The sequence below is a fragment of the Pseudomonas sp. MIL9 genome (assembly GCF_016887925.1).
Classification (GTDB): Bacteria; Pseudomonadota; Gammaproteobacteria; order Pseudomonadales; family Pseudomonadaceae; genus Aquipseudomonas; species Aquipseudomonas mohnii.
On record NZ_JAFEHE010000012.1, the window covers coordinates 89070 to 104793 of the forward strand.

The following is a 15724-nucleotide window of genomic DNA, read 5'->3' on the forward strand; positions in this document are numbered from 1 at the left end:
AAAACACTGCAATCCCTGTAGGAGCGTCGACCGGCCGCTCCTAAAGGTCAGGTAGTGCCGTTGCAATCAGGTCAGCAGTGCCTTGAGGTCGTTGTACAGCGCTTCGGGAATCTGCACCCCCTCCACCAGGCTGCGCGCCCGCGCCGCATAACGGCGCTGCGACGGCAAACGTGCGCCCTGCCCTTCAATGCCCTGAAACAACGCTTCAGCCCTGGCCAGATGCACCGGCGCCGAGTCGCCCAGGAAGCGTCGCGGATCCAGTGCGATGATGAGCTCGCCATGGTACGGCGAAGACTTGCTGCCGGCGTCGTAAGCCAGCGATTCAGCGCTGGTCAGGTCACCGATCAACGGCCCGGCGATCAACTCGACCATGGCCGCCAGTGCCGAGCCCTTGTGCCCGCCAAACGTCAGCATCGCGCCGCTGTCGAGCACCACGTTGGCGTCGGTCGTCGGCTGGCCCTGCGCGTCCACGCCCCAGCCTTCGGGGATCGCTTTGCCGGCGCGGCGGTGCAGTTCGATGTCACCCCTGGCGATGGCGCTGGTGGCAAAGTCGAACACGAAAGGATCCTGTCCCGCACGCGGCCAGCCGAAGGCAATGGGATTGGTGCCAAACACCGGCAGACGTCCCCCGGCCGGCGCTACCCAGGCATGGCTCGGGTTGCACGCCAGCGCGACCAGCCCCTCTGCGGTCAGTTGCTCGATCTCCACCCACAGCGCGGAAAAATGCACGCAGCGGTTGATCGCCAGTGCGGCAATACCGTTGGCTCGGGTTTTCTGCGCCAGCAACGGCAACCCCGCCTTGAATGCCAACTGCGAAAATCCACCCCCGGCATCCACCCGCACGATCGACGGTGCCTGGTCGATCACCTGCGGCTCGGCCGTGGCCGACACCTTGCCGGCCCGCAGGGAATTCACACACCCCAGAATCCGGTACAAACCATGGGAGGCGCAGCCATCTCGCTCGCCGGCGATCACCGTCGCCGCCACCGCTTGCGCATGGGCCAGGTTAAAACCGTTGTGCAACAGGATCGATTCGGCCAACTCTCGGGCTTCGATCAGGCTCAGTTGGATCATGGTCATCTCCTTGGACAGACCGTTCAGGGTGGTCCATTCGAGCCGCCGTGGCTTGATGGGTTTGGTCATGGAAAATGACGAAATCGGCACAGCGTTTCGAGGCAGGCTGCCCATACCAAAGCGTTAGTTTGAAACACCCATGTCTAGTGGTTGACGCCAGCGTTTGCCCATAAATTCCCTTCAGACGAAGGGCTCGGTGCCATCCCCCGACGGGCTGCCTGGAACCCGGCAATCGTTACCTCTGGAACTCATGTGAGCGTTGAAAAATGACTGATGAAAAAAGCGGAACTTCCCGTCGCGCCTTGATGACGACGGGTGCCATCGCAGCCGCCGCCATGGCCGTTGGCGTACCCGCGCTGGCGGCGCAGAAGACGCAATCCGCAGCGCCCTCGACAGGCAAAAGCGACGGCAATGCCAGTGGCTCGGGGTTGATCACAGTCAAGGATGGCACGCGGATTTTCTACAAGGACTGGGGCACCGGACAGCCGATTGTGTTCCATCATGGCTGGCCGCTTTCCAGTGACGATTGGGATACGCAATTACTGTTTTTCCTCAACAAGGGCTTTCGCGTCATCGCCCACGATCGTCGGGGCCACGGGCGTTCCTCCCAGACCGCTGTCGGCAACGATATGGACACCTACGCCGCCGACGTGGCGGAGTTGATGGCGCACCTCGATATCAGGAATGCCGTGCATGTCGGTCACTCCACCGGAGGCGGTGAAGTGGCGCGCTATGTGGCTCGCCATGGGCGCGGGCGCGTCGCCAAGGCGGTGCTGATAGGCGCGGTGCCGCCGATCATGCTGCGCACGGCGAAAAACCCCGGCGGCATTGCGATGGATGTCTTCGACGGTCTGCGCAAAGCCCTGGCCGACAATCGCTCACAGTTCTATCGCGATTTCCCCAGCGGTCCGTTCTACGGTTACAACCGCCCTGGCGCGAAAGTGTCCGAAGCGATCATCGAGAACTGGTGGCGCCAGGGCATGAATGGTGGAGCCAAGGCGCAATACGACTGCATTCGCGCCTTCTCGGAAACCGACTTCACCGAGGATCTGAAGAACATCGACGTACCGACCCTGGTGCTGCACGGCGAAGACGACCAGATCGTACCGATCGCCGACTCGGCGCACCTGTCGATCAAATTGCTCAAGCGCGGCACGCTGAAAACCTATCCCGGCCTGCCCCACGGCTTGTGCACGACTCACGCCGACGTCATCAATGCGGACCTTCTGGCGTACATCAAGGGCTGAAGTCCCGCGCTTGAGCGGTAGCCTACGAGAGCGCAGCGCAGGAGCCGAATCATGTTCGGCTCCGAAGGTTGTATCGCCCGCGACTGTGAACACAAAAGCGTGTCGCAGACGAAGAACTGGATCTACTATCGGTAAGGGCAATCTCACTCGCCCTCTTTGAACGGGACATCCAGAGGTGCTCAGTACCAGGTTCGACAACGGACACCCATCATGGAAATAGCACGACAATTCATCATCCACGAGACGGCGCACTGGATTCTCAACCATCACATGTCGTCCAGACTCCCTGGCTATCTGGTGTTGGGAACCCGACACAATGCCCGTTCGCTGGCCGATCTACCCGACGCGGCCCTGGCCGAGTTGGGGGGCTTGCTCGCCAGAATCCAGAAAACCCTGCAATCGGAGTTGCAGCCCAAGTGGCTCTACATCAGCCGATTCGGCCATGACCCGGGCTTCCCGATCCACTTTCACTACATTCCGGTTTATCACTGGGTAGAAGAGCTGTTCTGGAAGGACGAACGTTACCGACTGTTGGAGAACTTCGGCGCAAACGCCAACACTCGGTCACCGACCGATGGCGCGCAGTTGACGCTGTTCATCTGGCGAGAATTCGGTGAGAGCCAGGAACCACCGGCCGTTCAGGGACCTTCGATCCATCAGGCCATCGGCCGGTTGCGCAGGGCATTCGGGCAAAAGCTGGCGGTCAGTTGCCCGAGCTGAATGTTATTTGACGAGTCGCTTTTCCTTCGATGGCCGGTAACCGAAGTACGAGCTGTAGCACTTGCTGAAATGACTGGGTGAAACAAAGCCACAGGCCACCAGCACATCGACCTGGGACAGCTCGGTGTGCTGGAGCAATCGTCGCGCTTCAGTGATCCGCAGCTCCATGTAGTAGCGTTGCGGCGTCGTGCCCAATTGCTCCCGGAACAAGCGCTCCAGTTGTCGACGGGAACGGCCGGCATAGACCGCCAGTTGCTCCAGCTCCAGAGGCTCCTCGAGGTTGGCGTCCATCAACTTCACCACCTCGCGCAAGGGCGCACTCACGCAGATATTTTCAGTGGGTTTGATACGCCGGTAGCGAGACTCTTCGAAAGCCAGGATGTCCTCGATACCCTCGACCAGCGCTTTGTCGTGCAGACCCTTGATCCAGTCCAGCGCCATGTGGAATGCCCCGGAAGGGCTGGACGCCGTGAGCCGGTCACGGTCGATGATGTAGGGTTCGCTGCTGACTTGCGTCGCCTTGCAGAACTCCGCGAGCGCCGGACGATGCTCGGGGTGAATGGCGCAGCGGTAACCGTCGAGCAAACCGGCCTTGCCGAGGAACCACGCACCATTCCACAAGCCGGCCAGACTGACACCCTGCTCTGCTGCGGTTCTCAGCAGGTTGATAAAACCCTCACTGGCCTTGAGCTCCGTCCGGTAGCCACCGCAAATGACCAGCAGATCCAGCGCTTTGATCTCCGAACAGTCGAGCCTGGCATCGGGGCGAATCACCAGTCCCAGATCGCTGACGACCTCGCCTTCGTTCAGGCCAAAGGTTCGCGAAGAAAAAGCCTCCGGGCGCAGAAGATTCGCCGTGACGAAGGTATCCAGCGCCTGGGTAAACGCCGGCAGCGAGAAATGTTCGAGCAGCAGAAATCCTGCTCGAACCGTTCGCTGGTCACCCGTGTGCTCATTGAGATAGCGAAGGTTTTTGCCCTTCATGCCTCCGCTGAATTGCCGTCGTTCGATCAATGCCCGACCCACTCCGTTACGTTACGACCATGCCTTGAATGTGTTGGTAAAACGCGATGCCAGGCAGTTGAGACTAGGGTGCCTCCTCCCCCAACACATCTTGCGCCCAACTGAGGGCGGCCACGACAGTAGGGAAACCGATCGTGCTGGTCAATGCGATCAGTGCATGGCGGATTTCCTCCGGCGTTGCCCCCGCTTGCGCCGCCCGCCGGGCATGACTGTGGACGGCGCCTTCGGAATGGATGGCCGCCGCCGCGCCAAGCTGGATCAACTGGACCACTTTCTCCTCCAGCGGCCCCGCCTCACGCACGGCCGCACCCAATGCCTCCACGGCGTCCAGGTACTGCGGGTATTGGTGTTTGAGGTGTCGGTAGGTGTTGTGCTTTTTCTTCTTTGCCATCTCTTTTCTCCTCGCGAACCCGTGCCGGCCTGCACCGATGGGTCCGTTCCCGGCAGTGTTCAACCCGACTCATAAAGGCTTCGATCAGCGAAACTTGCGAAAAGCAACAGTAGGCTAAGCTTAGTGCAGCTTATTGCTCACGATGCTCGCATCTGCAGGTTTTGGGTTTTTCTGGAGAGCGTCTGCAACAGCTGATTCAGACAGGCCCAACACCATTTGCGCAGGACTTGCCGTGATGACCGAGCCTCTCCTCAGTTTTGACGAACTCAAGCGTGCTGCCGCCTCCGGCGAAATCGACACCGTCCTGGTGTGCATGGTCGACATGCAGGGGCGACTGGTCGGCAAGCGATTCCAGGTCGAGTTTTTCATCGACAGCGGCCATGAAGAAACCCACTGCTGCAATTACCTGCTCGCCGACGACATCGACATGGAGCCGGTGCCCGGTTATGCCGCCGCCAGCTGGAGCAAGGGCTACGGCGACTTTGTGCTCAAGCCCGACATGAGCACCCTGCGTCGGGTGCCCTGGCTTGAATGCACGGCGCTGGTGCTCTGCGATGTGCTCGACCATCACCATCGACGGGACCTGCCGCACAGCCCCCGGGCGATCCTGAAAAAGCAGGTCGAGCGCCTGCGCGAGCGCGGCTACACCGGGATGTTCGCCTCGGAGCTGGAGTTCTACCTGTTCGACGAAAGCTATGAAGCCATCCACAAGCGCAACTACCACAAGCCGAAAACCGCCGGTCACTACATCGAGGACTACAACATCCTGCAGACCACCCGCGAAGAGCCGGTGCTGCGGGCGATTCGCAAGCACCTGCAGGCGTCCGGCATTCCCGTGGAAAACTCCAAGGGCGAATGGGGACCGGGCCAGGAAGAAATCAACATTCGTTACGCCGATGCCATGACCATGGCCGACCATCACGTCATCATCAAGCACGCCTGCAAGGAGATCGCGCAACTGCAAGGCAAGGCGATCACGTTCATGGCCAAGTGGCGCTATGACGCCGCCGGTTCCAGCAGCCACATCCACAATTCCCTGTGGGACAAGAACGCCAAAAAACCTCTTTTCTACGATGCCAAGGCCGAGTTCGGCATGTCGAAACTGATGCGTTCCTGGGTGGCCGGGCAGCTCAAATATGCCAACGACATCACCTGTTTTCTCGCGCCCTACATCAACTCCTACAAGCGCTTTCAGGCAGGCACCTTTGCACCGACCCGAGCGGTTTGGAGCCGCGACAACCGCACCGCAGGCTTTCGCCTGTGTGCCGAGGGCAGCAAATCCATCCGCATCGAATGCCGCATTGGCGGCGCCGACCTCAACCCCTACCTGGCCTTCGCCGCGTTGATCGCGGCCGGGCTGGCGGGGATCGACGAGAAGCTCGACCTCGCCCCACCCTTCGAGGGTGATGCCTATCTCGACGAGCAACTGCCCGAAGTCTCCAAGACCTTGCGCGAGGCCAGTGCCGCCCTCCAGGGCTCGAGCATGTTGCGCGAAGCCTTCGGCGATGAAGTGATCGACCACTACGTGCACACCGCCGAATGGGAACAGAAAGAGTACGACCGGCGGGTGACCGATTGGGAATTGCAGCGCGGCTTCGAGCGCTATTGAGACCGACATGTCTTCGACGATTCAACTGATCTCACCGGTCGATGGCCGGGTTTACGCCGAGCGCCCCTATGCCGATGCGGCACAGATCGAACAGGCCCTGGCCGCCGCCCAAATCGCCCAGGCGCAATGGAAACGCCGGCCATTGAGCGAACGCGCGGCGTTTTGCAGCGCGGCGGTGGACGCGATGTTGGCCATGAAAGACGAGATCGTCCCGGAGCTGGCCTGGCAAATGGGCCGTCCGGTGCGTTTTGGTGCGGGCGAGCTGCGGGGTTTCGAGGAACGCGCACGCTACATGATCGCCATTGCGCCGCAGGCCCTGACAGCGGTTGAACCCACGCCCATCGCCGGTTTTCGCCGGTTGATCAAACGTGAACCACTGGGCACGGTGCTGGTGATCGCGCCCTGGAATTACCCCTACCTCACCGCCGTCAACACGATTATCCCGGCGTTGATGGCCGGCAACGCCGTCATCCTCAAACACGCTTCGCAAACCCTGCTGGTGGGCGAGCGGTTTGCCACCGCCATGCACCGCGCCCAACTGCCGCCAGGACTGTTCCAGAACCTCTTGCTCGACCATGACCAGACCGCCGCGATCATTGCCGGCGGTCAAGTGCAGCAGGTCAATTTCACCGGATCGGTGGAAGCCGGCCGGGCCATGGAAAGCGCGGCCACAGGACGCTTCCTCGGCATGGGCCTGGAACTGGGTGGCAAGGACCCGGCCTACGTGCGGGCCGACGCCCATCTCGAACAGGCGGTAGAGAACCTGGTGGACGGCAGCTTTTTCAACTCCGGGCAAAGCTGCTGCGCCGTGGAACGCATCTATGTCGATCAAAAAATCTACCCAGCCTTTATCGAGCGCTTCGCCGACCTGACCCGCCAGTACGTGCTGGGCAATCCACTGGACCCGGCCACCACGCTCGGTCCGCTGGTGACGCCCGGCGCGGCGGTCTTCGTGCGCGCCCAGATCGCCGAAGCAATGGCCCAGGGCGCCAAGGCACTGATCGATCCACTGGCCTTTGCCGCCGATGTGCCGGGCAGCGCCTATCTTGCGCCGCAGGTGCTGGTCGATGTCACCCATCACATGTCCATCATGCGCGATGAAAGCTTTGGTCCGGTGGTCGGCATCATGCCGGTGTCCGGTGACGACGAAGCCATCGCCTTGATGAACGACAGCGAGTTCGGGCTCAGCGCCTCAATCTGGACCCAGGACCTCGCCGCCGCCGAACGCCTGGGCAACGAGATCGACACCGGCACCCTGTTCATGAATCGCTGCGATTACCTGGACCCGGCCCTGGCCTGGACCGGCGTGAAGAACAGCGGGCGCGGCGTGACCTTGTCGCGGCTGGGCTACGAACACCTGACCCGCGCCAAATCCTTCCATTTGCGCCACGAGATCTGAGCCATGAGCCTGACCGGAAACTGGAACTACCCCACGAGCATTCGCTTCGGCGTCGGCCGTATCACCGAGCTGGCCGAGGCCTGTCGCAGCCAGGGGATCCAGCGACCGTTACTGGTCACCGACAGTGGCCTGGCGCGAGCGCCGATCACCACGGCGGCCCTCGATGCCCTGCGCGCCGATGGCCTCGGTGTGGCGCTGTTCTGCGACCTCAAGCCCAACCCGGTCGAAGCCAACCTGGCCGGCGGGCTCGATGCCTGGCGTGCCGGCAATCACGACGGGGTGATCGCCTTCGGCGGTGGCAGCGGCCTGGACATGGGCAAGCTCATTGCGTTCATGAGCGGCCAGACCCGCCCGGTCTGGGATTTCGAAGACATCGGCGACTACTGGACCCGCGCCGATGAAAGCCGCATTGCCCCGATCATCGCGGTGCCGACCACGGCGGGCACGGGTTCTGAAGTGGGCCGTGCGGCGGTGATCATCGACGAGGCGAGCCACACCAAACGCATCATCTTCCATCCGAAAATGATGCCCCGCGTGGTCATCAGCGACCCGGTCATGACCGTCGGCATGCCGGCCAAAGTCACCGCCGGTACTGGCATGGATGCCTTGGCCCATTGTCTGGAAGCGTATTGCGCCCCCGGTTTTCACCCGATGGCCGATGGCATCGCGGTCGAAGGCATGCGCCTGGTGACCAACGCACTGGTGAGGGCCGTGCACACCCCTTCGGACCTCGACGCGCGCGGGCAAATGCTCGCGGCCGCAGCGATGGGCGCCACCGCCTTCCAGAAAGGCCTGGGCGGCATGCATGCCCTTGCCCATCCGATCGGAGCGCTGTACGACACCCACCACGGCATGACCAACGCCACCCTGATGCCCTACGTGCTGAAATTCAATCGCCCGGCCATTGAAGAACGCATCACCCGCCTGGCCGCTTATTTGCGTTTGCCTTCCCCGGGTTTCGACAGCTTTCTGGCCTTCGTCCTCAAATTGCGCAAGGACATCGGCGTGCCCCACACCCTGTTTGAATTGGGGGTGGACGACAAACAAGCCGGCCTGATCGCGGACATGGCCATCGTCGATCCGTCGGCTGGCGGCAACCCACTGCCGATCACCCGGGCCGGCGCGGCGGAAATTTTCGACGCGGCGTTCCACGGCCGTCTGTAGGAGCGAGCCGGCTCCGGGCGGCGTTCCGACGATGGACGTTAACGATGACGCGTGCTTTCTGGATCAGCGCGTCGCCCTTGAGTCCATCGCGAGCGGGCTCGCTCCCACAGTTTGATTTCAATGACCACAAAACCTGTGACGGCAACCTTGCTCCGGGCGGCGTTCCGACGATGAGGGCGGGTCAGTCAACCTTGATGTTGCATCTTCTGCCGGTGTCTGACGCCGGCTCCTGCAGGAATCGCACGTTTTCCGGGCCTTGACCGGATGGCCGTCGCTCTGTAGGTTCGCCCTCCTCTCGCTCCGATTCGTCTACCCTCACAAAGCGTCCTGCCGCAATTGGCTGGCAACGGGCGCATCGTCACTCTTCCGTTAATGCACCGGAGAACCTCCATGCTCAAGCGTACCCTGGCATTGGCCGTCGGTTTGACCCTGTCTGTTTGCACCCTGCTGACCCAGGCCGCTGACACCTTGAAAGTCAGCGCCATTCCTGACGAAGCCCCGACCGAACTGCTGCGCAAGTTCAAGCCACTGGGCGCCTATCTGGAGCAGCAACTGGGGATGAAGGTCGAGTTTGTGCCGGTCAGCGACTATCCGGCGGTGGTCGAGGCGCTGGCCACCGACCGCATCGATCTGGCCTGGCTCGGTGGTTTCACGTTCGTGCAGGCTCGCCTGAAAACCGGCAACGCCATCCCGTTGGTACAGCGTGAGCAGGACGCCCAGTTCACCAGCAAATTCATCACCGCCGACCCGGCCGTCAAATCCCTGGCCGATCTCAAGGGCAAGAGCTTTGCCTTCGGTTCGGTGTCCTCGACCTCGGGCAGCCTGATGCCGCGCTATTTCATGCTCAAGGATGGCATCAAGCCGGAAACCTGGTTCAGTCGCGTCGGCTACTCCGGCGCCCATGACGCCACGGTGGCCTGGGTCCAGGCCGGCAAGGTCGACGCCGGGGTGTTGAATGCCAGCGTCTGGGAAAAACTGGTGGCGGCCGGCAAGGTCGACACCAACAAGGTCAGGGTGTTTGCCACCACACCGGCCTACTTCGATTACAACTGGACCGTGCGCGGAACCCTTGACCCGGCCCTCGCGGCGAAGATCAAGGCCGCGTTCCTTGCCCTCGATCCGGCGAAACCGGCGGACAAGGAGATTCTCGACCTGCAAGCCGCCAGCCGCTTCATCGAAACCAATCCCGAGAACTACAAGGGCATCGAGGAAGCCGCACGCGCCGCCGACCTGCTCAAATGACATTGCACTTGAGTGGCGTCAGCCTGACCCACGGCAACGGCGTCCATGCCTTGCGGGGCCTGGACCTGCACATTGGCGCCAACGAACAGGTGGCTATCATCGGCCCGTCCGGCGCCGGCAAGTCTAGCCTGCTCAACCTGCTGGCCACCGCGCTGCGACCCAACAGCGGTGAACTGCAGGTGCTGGGCGAGCACGCCTGGCAGCTGTCTTCCCGGCAGCGTCAGCGCCTGCGCGCACGCATCGGCCTGGTGCATCAAGCGCCCCCGCTGCCGCCCCGCCAGCGCGTGGTCACGGCGGTACTGGCCGGGAAAATCGGTCAGTGGGGCCTGGGCAAAAGCCTGCTGAACCTGGTGCATCCGCTGGACATTCCCGGCGCTCGCGCGGCGTTGACCCGGCTGGACCTGGGCGACAAATTGTTCGCGCAGTGCCAGCAATTGTCCGGTGGACAGCTGCAGCGCGTGGGCATTGCCCGCGTGTTGTACCAAGCGCCGGAAGTGCTGTTGGCCGATGAGCCGGTGTCGGCCATGGACCCCGTGCTGGCCGAGCACACGCTTTCGGTCCTCTGCCGTCATGCCCGCGAACACAACGTCACCCTGGTCGTCAGCCTGCATGCGGTGGAACTGGCGCTGGCGCACTTTTCTCGGATCATCGGCTTGCGCGACGGGCAAATCCTGTTCGACCTGCCGGCCAGCCAGGTCGACCGTGACCTCCTCGACAGGCTCTACGCCAACGAGCAACTGCAATTTTCCCCGGTTGCTCCGCCGCCCTTGAGCGTGCAGATACCCCGATGCTGACGCGTGACAACCGCGACCCCGCCGCCTGGCCGCGCCTGCTGCTCGGCCTGCTGGCGATTGCCCTGTTGTGGCCGGGCATCCATTTCAGCGAGCTGGACCTGAGCGTGCTGCTGGCGGGTGACAGCCAGAGCGAAATAGGCCGATTCGTCTCCGCCTTCTGGCCTCCGGCCCATGGCGAAGAATTCCTTCAGCTATTGGTGCAAGCGACCTTGCAGACCCTGGCCATCGCCACGGCGGGTATGGCCCTGGCCTTGCTGTTGGCCGTCCCCGCCAGCCTGCTGGCCAGCCGGGCGCTGTCGCTGTCGGCGGCGTCCCGTGCCGGACGCCCGAGTCCCTGGGCTCAACTGCTGCGCTGGCCGGTGCGCGGGTTATTGATCTTCCTGCGCAGCGTGCCGGAAATCGTCTGGGCCCTGCTGTTCGTGCGTGCCGTCGGCCTTGGCCCCACGGCCGGGGTGCTGGCCATCGCCATCACCTATAGCGGCATGCTCGGCAAGGTCTACGCGGAGATTTTCGAGTCGGTCGACCAGCGCCCGGCCCACGCGCTGCTGCAAGCGGGCAGTGGCCGGCTCGCGGCGTTTGCCTACGGGATCTTGCCCAATGTCGCGGCGGAGTTGCTGTCGTACACGGTGTATCGCTGGGAATGCGCGATTCGCGCTTCGGTAGTGATGGGGTTCGTCGGGGCCGGTGGCCTGGGCCAGCAGATGGATCTGTCGCTGCGCATGTTCGCCAGCGGTGAAGTCGCCAGCCTGTTGCTGACGTTCCTCGTGCTGGTCCTGCTCGCCGATCAACTCAGCCGCCTGCTGCGCTGGAGGCTGGCATGAATCGCCTGCTCAATCTGGCGCTGCTCTTCGGCATCGGCGCCGCCATCGTCGCTTCATTCAGCTACCTGGGCATCGACCTCGGCGAATTGGGCGCCAGCGGCAATCTGAAACAGATGGGCGCCTACGCGCAGCGATTTCTCAGCCCGGACCTGAGCGCCGGTCACCTGCAAGCCATCGGCCGTGGCGCCCTGGAAACCATCGCCATGTCGGCCTTGGGTACCCTGCTCGCGGCCGTGTTCGGCCTGCTGTTGGCATTGCCCGCCGCCGGGCGCTTCGGCTGGCCGTTCAAAAGCGCCTCGCGCCTGCTGCTCAACGCCCTGCGCGCGGTGCCGGAGCTGGTATGGGCGGCGCTGATGGTGCTGGCCGCCGGGCTCGGCCCGAACGCCGGGACCCTGGCATTGGCGCTGCACACCACCGGCGTACTCGGTCGCCTGTTCGCCGAAGCCCTGGAAAACACCCCGCCGCAACCGGCCGAAGCGATTCGCCTGCAAGGCGGCAATGCGCTGTGGGCGTTCTGTTACGGCACCCTGCCCAACCTGCTGCCGCAACTGCTGGCCTACATCCTGTACCGCTGGGAGAACAATATCCGCATGGCCAGTGTGCTGGGTTTCGTCGGTGCAGGCGGGTTGGGCCAGATGCTGTATGTCAGCCTCAGCCTGTTCCAGGAAGCGCAGGCCAGCACGGTGATTCTGGCCATGCTGTTGCTGGTGTTCGCCGTCGACTCGCTGAGCAGCTGGAGCCGCCAGCGCTGGGTCAAGGCCTGAGGTCAGGCTTCGCTGATTTTGCTGACGCTGGTGATTGGCCGGTTCCTCGGGGTCATCAGCGCCCGGCAGTGACTGCCCGGCATCCGCACGAAGTCGTAGCGAAGGCCCAGGCGGCCCGCGCCTACAGGTTTGCCTGGCGCTGCCGGTAAATCCGTTCGGCGGCGAGCAGTTGTTCGCGGTCATTGACCCCGCGCACATCGTCCTCCTCCACTTCCACCGCCGTCACCGGCAAACCGGCACCGTTAGCCACGGTCACGACATCGGTCAGGTAGTACTCGCCCTGGGCGTTTTGCTTGCCGATGCGCTCCAGCAGCCAGAGACAGCTGTCGGCGCGCAGGCCCATGACCCCGCCGTTACAGAAGCTGACTTGCAACTCCTCTGCACTGGCATCCTTGGCCTCGCGGATCGCCCGCAAATGGCCGTCCTCCACCAGCAAGCGTCCGTAGGGTCCAGGCTGATCGGTGTGAAACCCGGCGACCGCCACCGCCGCGCCATCGATCAACGCCTGACGCAACCGCGAGAGCGTCTGCGCACTGATCAGCGGTGAGTCTCCGAACAGCACCAGCACACAGCCCTGCTCGTGGGCCTGCAAGGCTCCACGGGCGGCGAGCAGCGCGTGGGCGGTCCCCAACTGCTCATGCTGAGTAAACAGCCGCGCGGTCGGTGCCGCCTGCCGCAGATAGTCGGCCACCACAGGCCCACCCGCACCGAGCACCACCGCCACCTGCTCGATGCCGGCGGCCTCGACCGCCGCCAGCACATGGCCGAGCAGCGGTCGATCGCCCACCGCGTGCATGACTTTCGGCAGCGGCGAGCGCATGCGAGTGCCCTGCCCGGCGGCGAGAATCACCGCCAGGGTCGGCCAGCCAACGTTGTCCCTCATGACAAATCCCCCCAATGGGTCAACGCCTCACGCCGGATCGCGATAGAACACATCGTCGGCATACGGATACCACCAGTCCTGGATCTTCGGCTGATGATCGATGATGACCATTTTCGAGCGGCGGAACGCTTCCAGTCCCTGGCGTCCCAACTCGCGCCCCAGGCCGGACATCTTCCAGCCACCAAACGGCAGCGCGTCGTTGTCGATCAGCGGGTTGTTGACCCAGACCATCCCCGACTCCAGGCGATCGGCGGCCTCCATCGCTTCGGCAAGGTCGGTGGTGAACAACGAAGCACCCAGGCCGAACGGCGAGTCGTTGGCCAAGCGCACCGCTTCGTCGAAATCGCTGACACGACAGATCGCCGCCACCGGGCCAAAACACTCCTCCTTAAGGATCGCCATGTCACCGGTGACGCCGGTCAGAATGGTCGGTTCATAGAACCAGCCGACGCTGTGCTGTGGCGGTGTACGCCCGCCACAAACCAGCGTCGCGCCCTTGGCCAGGGCGTCGTCGACCAGGCGCATGACCTTGTCGCGCGCCGCCTCGCTGACCATCGGCCCGATTTCCGTACGCTCCAGGCCATGGCCGATGCGCAAGGCGCGGGTGCGCTCGGCAAACTTCGCGACAAACTCGTCGTGGATCTCATCGACCACGTAGAAGCGTTCCGCCGAGGTGCAGATCTGTCCGCTCAGATGGAATGCCGCAGTCACGGCGCCCGCAGCGGCCACCTCCAGTGGTGCGTGTCGGGAGATGATCAACGGGTCGCTGCCCCCGGCTTCGATCACACAGGGTTTCATCTGCTGCGCGCACGCCACTGCAACAGCCTGGCCGGCGGCGACGCTGCCGGTAAAGGCCACCGCGTGGGTCTGCGCTGATTTCACCAGTAACTGCGCGGTGGCGGCATCGCCCGGCACGCAAGACATCAGCCCCGGCAGCAGTGAGGTGAAATGCTCCATGAACTTGAGGGTGCACAGGGTCGTGGCTTCCGCCGGCTTGACGATGCAGGCGTTGCCCGCCGCCAGCGAGGCGGCAACCGTCCAGCACATCAGCAGAATCGGAAAATTGAACGGCATGATATGCACGCTGACGCCGTAGGGCTCATAGCGCACATGCTGGAAAGAACCGATCTGCGTGGTGCCGGCGACCTTGCCCGCATCGTCCCGGGCCATTTCCGCGTAATAGCGAAAGATCGGCGCGCAGTTGGCCAGCTCCCCCATGGCCTCGGGAAACGGCTTGCCCATTTCCAGGGTCATCAAGCGTGCGACTTCACGGTTGCAGGCGACGTCCTGCTCAATCGCATTGGCCAGTTGATGCAGGCGTGCGGCGCGGCTTTTCGCATCGACCAGGCGCCAGTGTTTTTGCGCGGCAGTTGCGGCATCGATGGCCGCCTGCACATCGGCTTCGTCGCACAGGCCGACTTGCCCGACCGGTTGCAGGGTCGCCGGGTCCAGCACCTGGCGCACGCGCGCGCTGGTCAGTGGCAGGTATTCGGCGTTGATGAAGCGTGAGGCGGTGTCAGTGTTGAACGTGGCCATGGGATGATCCTTGAACCAATCGATAAGGGGTTTCGCGCAGTGCCGCCAGGGTCGCGGCGGGCAAAGGCTCGCGCCAGCCCGGCAAGTGCAGGTCGAGCCACTCGCGCAGCGGCGCCAGGGCTTCGGCGTTCAGCGCTCGAACAAACAGACCGAGGGTACGCGGCAGGTGAGCCAGGTAACCGTGCTTGCCATCGCGTCCGGCCAGGCGCACGAAAATCCCCAGCACCTTGGCGTGACGCTGGGCGGCCAGTCGCCGGTAGTCCTCAAGAAAACGCGCGGCGTCGAGTTCCGGGCGCTGCACCAGGTAATGGCTGAGCAACGCCACGCGCAGCCCTTCGGACATGTCGCGGCGAGCGTCTTCGAGCAGCGACATCAAGTCGTACGCCGCAGCGCCCACCAGCGCGTCCTGAAAATCCAGCAGACCACAGGCCGCGACGCCTTCGCGGCCTTGCAGCAGCATCAGGTTGTCGACGTGAAAGTCGCGCAGTACCAGCGCTTCGCGACGTTGCGCGACATCGGCAAAGGCATCGGCAAACTGCTGCAGATACGACTCGCGCAAAGCCTGCGCCGCCTCCTTGCCAATCAACAACGGCGCATACCAGTCGATGAACAACGCGCACTCGTCGCTCAATTGCCGGGCGTCGTAGGCCGCCAGCTCCGCGCCTGGCGCCGAGCCATGCAACGCCACCAACGCATCAACCGCCAGGCGATACAACTCGCGCTCCGGGTACCCGGCCGCCAGCAAGCGGGTGTAGGTGTCGTGACCGAAATCCTCGATCAACGCCAGCCCCGCCTCTTCATCGACTTGCAACAGGGCCGGTGCCGACAATCCCAGCCCGTGCAATTGACGGGCAATCCGGACAAAGGGGCCAATCGGCTCGCTGTGGGGCGGTGAATCCATCAGCAACAAACCGGCCCCTTCCAGGCGAAAATATCGCCGGCTCGACGCGTCGGCCGGCAACGCGACCAACGACGCCCCCGCGTAACCGGCGCGCGCCAGAAAGGCGGCGCGCTGGTGCTCACGGGTGGGCAATGACGCAAGTGCATCTGTCATGGC

Annotated in this window: 15 protein-coding genes; 9 read left to right on the forward strand and 6 right to left on the reverse strand. The window is 63.4% G+C overall.

From position 1 onward, the window contains the following. Positions 1 to 66 precede the first annotated feature (66 nt). A complete protein-coding gene (locus JQF37_RS15310; protein WP_130207263.1) occupies positions 67 to 1074 on the reverse strand; it encodes an Ldh family oxidoreductase in 1008 nt (335 codons plus the stop codon). Between the two features lie 266 nt (positions 1075 to 1340). Between JQF37_RS15310 and JQF37_RS15315 the strand changes: the two genes are divergently transcribed. Further along, the gene (locus tag JQF37_RS15315) at positions 1341 to 2321 is read left to right on the forward strand and encodes an alpha/beta hydrolase (RefSeq protein WP_130207105.1); all 981 of its coding nucleotides are present in this window, start codon (positions 1341 to 1343) and stop codon (positions 2319 to 2321) included. Between the two features lie 210 nt (positions 2322 to 2531). Beyond that, positions 2532 to 3041 carry an HIT family protein gene (locus JQF37_RS15320; RefSeq protein WP_130207103.1) on the forward strand — a complete coding sequence of 170 codons (510 nt, stop codon included), beginning with the start codon at positions 2532 to 2534 and terminating at the stop codon, positions 3039 to 3041. Positions 3042 to 3044: 3 nt separating this feature from the next. Here the strand turns inward: JQF37_RS15320 and JQF37_RS15325 are convergent, their stop codons facing one another. Together JQF37_RS15325 and JQF37_RS15330 are read right to left on the reverse strand one after the other, a co-directional pair. Then, positions 3045 to 4025, reverse strand: coding sequence for a GlxA family transcriptional regulator (locus JQF37_RS15325; protein WP_130207101.1), 981 nt, complete (start codon positions 4023 to 4025; stop codon positions 3045 to 3047). A gap of 103 nt (positions 4026 to 4128) precedes the next feature. Continuing rightward, on the reverse strand, positions 4129 to 4455 hold the full coding sequence (locus tag JQF37_RS15330; protein WP_130207099.1) for a carboxymuconolactone decarboxylase family protein: 327 nt from the start codon (positions 4453 to 4455) through the stop codon (positions 4129 to 4131). Between the two features lie 235 nt (positions 4456 to 4690). Between JQF37_RS15330 and JQF37_RS15335 the strand changes: the two genes are divergently transcribed. The 7 genes from JQF37_RS15335 (at position 4691) to phnE (ending at position 12248) form a co-directional block, all read left to right on the forward strand. After that, a complete protein-coding gene (locus tag JQF37_RS15335; protein WP_130207097.1) occupies positions 4691 to 6064 on the forward strand; it encodes a glutamine synthetase family protein in 1374 nt (457 codons plus the stop codon). A gap of 7 nt (positions 6065 to 6071) precedes the next feature. Beyond that, positions 6072 to 7463, forward strand: coding sequence for an aldehyde dehydrogenase family protein (locus tag JQF37_RS15340; protein WP_130207095.1), 1392 nt, complete (start codon positions 6072 to 6074; stop codon positions 7461 to 7463). A 3-nt stretch (positions 7464 to 7466) separates the two neighbouring features. Continuing rightward, a complete protein-coding gene (locus JQF37_RS15345; protein WP_130207093.1) occupies positions 7467 to 8627 on the forward strand; it encodes an iron-containing alcohol dehydrogenase in 1161 nt (386 codons plus the stop codon). Positions 8628 to 9017: 390 nt separating this feature from the next. Beyond that, positions 9018 to 9869, forward strand: a complete 852-nt coding sequence (locus JQF37_RS15350; protein WP_130207091.1) for a putative selenate ABC transporter substrate-binding protein — start codon at positions 9018 to 9020, stop codon at positions 9867 to 9869. Next, the gene (locus tag JQF37_RS15355; protein WP_130207089.1) at positions 9866 to 10663 is read left to right on the forward strand and encodes an ATP-binding cassette domain-containing protein; all 798 of its coding nucleotides are present in this window, start codon (positions 9866 to 9868) and stop codon (positions 10661 to 10663) included. Before JQF37_RS15350 ends, JQF37_RS15355 begins: the two co-directional genes overlap by 4 nt. Next, positions 10657 to 11484: an ABC transporter permease subunit gene (locus tag JQF37_RS15360; protein ID WP_130207087.1), complete on the forward strand. Its 828-nt coding sequence runs from the start codon at positions 10657 to 10659 to the stop codon at positions 11482 to 11484. Before JQF37_RS15355 ends, JQF37_RS15360 begins: the two co-directional genes overlap by 7 nt. Then, the gene (gene phnE / locus JQF37_RS15365) at positions 11481 to 12248 is read left to right on the forward strand and encodes a phosphonate ABC transporter, permease protein PhnE (RefSeq protein ID WP_130207085.1); all 768 of its coding nucleotides are present in this window, start codon (positions 11481 to 11483) and stop codon (positions 12246 to 12248) included. Before JQF37_RS15360 ends, phnE begins: the two co-directional genes overlap by 4 nt. 121 nt (positions 12249 to 12369) lie before the next feature. Here phnE and JQF37_RS15370 read toward each other — a convergent pair whose 3' ends face one another. From JQF37_RS15370 to JQF37_RS15380, 3 genes are read right to left on the reverse strand one after another with little or no spacing between them, the layout of a single operon-like run. Next, on the reverse strand, positions 12370 to 13131 hold the full coding sequence (locus tag JQF37_RS15370; protein ID WP_223272677.1) for an NTP transferase domain-containing protein: 762 nt from the start codon (positions 13129 to 13131) through the stop codon (positions 12370 to 12372). A gap of 27 nt (positions 13132 to 13158) precedes the next feature. Continuing rightward, positions 13159 to 14667 carry an aldehyde dehydrogenase family protein gene (locus JQF37_RS15375; RefSeq protein WP_130207083.1) on the reverse strand — a complete coding sequence of 503 codons (1509 nt, stop codon included), beginning with the start codon at positions 14665 to 14667 and terminating at the stop codon, positions 13159 to 13161. Beyond that, the gene (locus JQF37_RS15380; protein WP_130207081.1) at positions 14648 to 15721 is read right to left on the reverse strand and encodes a phosphotransferase; all 1074 of its coding nucleotides are present in this window, start codon (positions 15719 to 15721) and stop codon (positions 14648 to 14650) included. Before JQF37_RS15380 ends, JQF37_RS15375 begins: the two co-directional genes overlap by 20 nt. Positions 15722 to 15724: the final 3 nt, after the last annotated feature.